The organism is Wolbachia endosymbiont of Atemnus politus (assembly GCF_013309895.1).
On record NZ_JAAXCS010000110.1, the window covers coordinates 1 to 4,210 of the forward strand.

5 protein-coding genes and 1 pseudogene are annotated in these 4,210 nt (G+C 36.3%); all 6 read left to right on the plus strand.

Features of this window, described 5'->3' with window-relative positions; all coding sequences use genetic code 11:
• Positions 1-376: 376 nt before the first annotated feature.
• The 6 genes and pseudogenes from htpG (at position 377) to HET73_RS06260 (ending at position 4,181) form a co-directional block, all read left to right on the plus strand.
• Positions 377-2,300 (plus strand): annotated as a pseudogene (gene htpG / locus HET73_RS06235) (molecular chaperone HtpG).
• A gap of 10 nt (positions 2,301-2,310) precedes the next feature.
• Complete coding sequence (locus HET73_RS06240) at positions 2,311-2,598, plus strand: hypothetical protein (protein WP_174133214.1); 288 nt, start codon at positions 2,311-2,313, stop codon at positions 2,596-2,598.
• 5 nt (positions 2,599-2,603) lie between these two features.
• On the plus strand, positions 2,604-2,834 hold the full coding sequence (locus HET73_RS06245; RefSeq protein WP_174133215.1) for a hypothetical protein: 231 nt from the start codon (positions 2,604-2,606) through the stop codon (positions 2,832-2,834).
• Positions 2,835-2,847: 13 nt separating this feature from the next.
• Complete coding sequence (locus HET73_RS06250) at positions 2,848-3,057, plus strand: hypothetical protein (RefSeq protein ID WP_174134204.1); 210 nt, start codon at positions 2,848-2,850, stop codon at positions 3,055-3,057.
• Complete coding sequence (locus tag HET73_RS06255; protein WP_174133219.1) at positions 3,033-3,428, plus strand: lipase family protein; 396 nt, start codon at positions 3,033-3,035, stop codon at positions 3,426-3,428. Before HET73_RS06250 ends, HET73_RS06255 begins: the two co-directional genes overlap by 25 nt.
• Positions 3,429-3,584: 156 nt before the next feature.
• Entirely contained in the window at positions 3,585-4,181 is a 597-nt protein-coding gene (locus HET73_RS06260) for a hypothetical protein (protein WP_174133217.1), read from the plus strand.
• Positions 4,182-4,210: the final 29 nt, after the last annotated feature.

A 4,210-nucleotide genomic window follows, 5' to 3' on the forward strand; every position in this document is an offset into this window, starting at 1 on the left:
AGCCCCGGCTTAGAAATTAGCGTGGTGAATGGTCATCAACAGAGCAAGCACTTTGATAAAGGTATAATTCAAGATCGAAGCATAAGTGAAGGCTTAAAGCAGGTAACAAAGCTTGAGAATCCAGCGATAACACCTGTCAACACTCCTAAAGTGAATGAAGTAAACAACGGGTCGTGAAAGATAATATGCTTTGTTTTAGAAACTGCATTAGACAAGATTTGACTACGTTAATTCTTCTGTCAGTTAATTCTTGTCTGTCAGATTAAATCTTGACTTTTACAGGTCATAGCTCCATTAATTTTAGCGTGCATGACTTTGAAAGATCGCAGTGCAATACTTAAATTATTAGGGTAGTAGGCTAATAATGGATCTCAAAATGTATAACGTGCAAGAAACTGAAAATATAAAATTTGATGCTGAAGTAGGAAAAGTACTGAATATAGTAATTCTCTCTCTCTCACTCGCTTTATACTAACAAAGACATTTTTTTTGCGTGAGTTAATATTAAATGCATCGGATGCATGTGACAAATTACGCTATGAATCGCAACTAAATCCTAATTTGCTAGATTCAAACGATGAGTTAAAATCACCATTAGTGCCAATAAAGACAAGAATGAGCTGTGTATAATCGACAATGGGATTGGAATGAACAGACAAGATTTAATAGACAACCTCGGCACAATTGCCAGCTCTGGTACGCAAAAATTCTTGAATGCGATTAAAAATAACAAGGATTCAAGCCAAACTGTAGAGTTGATTGGGAAATTCGGCGTCGGTTTTTACTCAAGATTCATGGTTGCCTAAGAGGTGATAGAAGAATCGAGAAAAGCGGGAGAAGAGGAATCTTGGGTCTAGAAATCCAAAGGAGATGGAGAATATTCGATCAGCAAATCAGATGATCAAATCCCTCGTGGAACGAAAATTACCCTGGTTATGCGTCATGAAGAGAATGAGTTTTAGACAAGTTTCGCGTTGAAAACATTGTTACTACTTATTCGGATCACATAAACTTTCCCGTTGAATTTATAGACGAAGAAGGAAAAAGTGAAACAGTAAGGCTGCAATTTGGACTAAGCCAAAAAACGACGTCACTCAAGAGGAGCACAACGATTTCTTCCGCGGTGTTGCGCATGTTAACGGTGAGCCTTGGATGATATTGCATAACAAAAATGAAGGTGCTATAGAATATACAAATTTGCTTTATGTTTCCTCTATTAAACCTTTTGATTTATTTCATCCAGATAGACGTTTCTCTGCTAAGTTATACGTAAATAAAGTATTTATCACTGAAGATAACGTACAGATCATACCGCAGTATTTACGTTTCTTGAAAGGTATTTTCACCGGACTTGCCTCTCAATATCAGCAGAGAAACGCTGCAGAATAATCGCGTTGTTGAGCAAATTAGGAAATCCCTAACTAAGCGTGTGATATCAGAGCTTGGTAAAAAGGCAAAAGAGAATTTAGAGGAATACACAAAATTCTGGATCAATTTTGGCGCAGTCTTAAAGGAAGGTCTTTGTGAAACTATGCCAACTGATGAAAGAGAAGCACTTCTCTCAATTCGCAGATTCCATAGCACTGGCGATGATAAATTAGTCAGTAGTGATGACTATATAAGCAGAATGAAGCCAGAGCAGGAGCATATCTATTATCTTATAGGAAATAGCCTCGATTCAGTGAAAAACAGTCCGCAACTTGAGGGATTCGTCAGTAATGGACTAGAAGTGCTCCTATTTGTTGATCCAGTTGACGATTTATGGACTAGCGTAATTCATGAATATAAAGACCAGAAAATTAAGTCCTTAACTCGTGCTGATGTTGATTTGGGAAAATTCTCTTCAGAGAAAAAAAAACGAAGAAAACAAATCAGATGAAGACAAGACAGAGGAAAATGCAGATTCTATACTGCAATATTTCACCAAAGTTCTTGGCAGCGCAGTAAAAAGCGTAAAAATTTCCAAAAAATTGACTGATAGTCCTGTATATTTAGCAGTTGATGAAGGTGCTATGGATCTTCGCATGGAGCGTTTTTTGCGCGAGCAGAAGCAGCTAAATTGCCCCACACCCAAGGTGCTTGAAATCAACACTAAACATCCTGTAATAAAAAGCATAATGAAATCTCACACTGAAAATAGTGAGAATCCAATGTTTGAAGACATGATCCACTTATTATTCTATCAAGTCTGTATTGTGGAAGGCGAAGAGATGGATGACGTGGGCCTATTTGCTAAAAGGTTGAATAATTTGCTTGGCAAAGTTGCTGTTAATGCTATACTTAGCTTAGCTGGTAGTTAGGTGGTAAAACATGTTTGGTTCCAATTTTAGAGACTTTGTATTACAGGAGCAGGGTCAGTCAAGTAAAACTTTTGAAAAATCGAATTCTTGGGATTCAGGTGCTGAAGAAGAATTCGAGATTTTGGAGAGTAACAATCAAGAAGAAGCAACTAGAGACCGTCACCATTCTGGAGATTCTGGTAATTGTTCAGAGGCTGAAGGAGAGTTTGAAGTTTTAGATGGCAAAATCAAGAGACACCAGCTATTCCCGAAGATAACTTTGGGGATGATTATGAAATTATCGAGGTTAGTGACTTAATTGGAATGCGAATTGCAGGATTTAGTAAACAGGAATTATTAGAAATGTGTAATTTCTGTAAAATAAGTTATGGTAGTAACGATCAAAAGTTAGATAGTAGATTTAAAACTAAAGCTGAGCTCATTAACGAAGGTTATGGTATTATTCCATTTTATTATAATGAGAGAAACAGAAGGCGTGCTGGTTTTGTTTGTACAAAAGATAAAGAAATAACCATAGTCTATCGCGGTTACTAAAGACTTTGATGATGTGATGACTGACGTAAGCACAGCGTTTACCTCAGAATTTTTACCTGAAGGTGTGAAAATGCATAATGGTTTTCGCAATGCATTTTATGACTCGTTGCCTAGTCTTGATAAAATATTAGAAGATTATGCTGAAGAGCAAGGATCAGAAAAATCAAAGATTTTAAAATTAATTGTACGGACCATAGTATGGGAGCTGCTCTTGCTACCATAACTGCTTTATACTTTAAGACAGTAAAAGATGCTGTATACGTTCATGTTGCAACTTTTGGTTCTCCGAGAGTTTTCGATTTCCATGGTGCTGAAATTTATGAAAAGCTTCTTGGAGAAAATACCATTAGAGTAACTAATTCGTCAGACCCAATACCGATGTTTCCATCTGGCTTTATGGGCTTTAAGCACGTAGGTAAACCACTAAAAATAAAAACAGGTAATTTCGTAATAAACTGCTTTGGAATGAGCTTCTGTATAGTGGGAGAATATTATCATAAAACGGATATCTATTATAGTCGCATTCAAGATATAAACCAGAAGATTTCCAATCAAATAATAGTGTATCTAGATACTATTACCTTTCTTACGTAGCCGCAGTGCCTTATTATATAACCACTGCAGCTTTAACTACACCTTATTATCTTTTTCTAAGCGCTATTTCAAACACGGAACAACGCTATTTTGAAAAATAAATAAAGCTTGTGTGTGTGTGTGTGTGTGTGTGTGTGTGCTGATGACCGAAGATTAATGAGTCTCAAGGATAATAAAAACGGGATTGTAATCCACGCACTTGGCAATGCTATGGTTAGTTTAGAAAATCCTTTAGTAATATCTCATATAGAGTGCAACACTAATGGAAGAGGTGAAGGATTAAAATTTAACATTTATGACATTGCTTCTTTTGTTAACAGTAATTATCACCTCAATAGAAACAATATGAGGTTAAGGCAGTTGTGTGAAATTGAAGATGTGGCTGTTAAAGGAGTGCCTAATTTAATTGATGCTGAAAATCATGTTCCTGGTAGCAGGAATACTATTAGTGATTTAGCAAATGAGCCTGCAACTTCAAGTCAAGCAGTGAATGTGGCAGGTAGTAAGCAATTACAAAGCCCAGAACTTGGAAGCATCGGTAGTCAACAGCTACAAAAAAATGTTGTGGTCAAAGGAAAAAATATTACGGATAATGAAGGGGCTTCAACACAGGAGCCTATTAGCAATAATTATGAGGAGAATGAAATGCATAGTAGTAATAAAAATACAAAAGAAAGACTGTCTGATGCTATCGAGAGTATCAAAGTTGATACGGTGGCAAGTTTATTTAAAAAAAAGAAGATGCTAATATAACTGAATCCATTCTAAACGAAGCTTTAAGG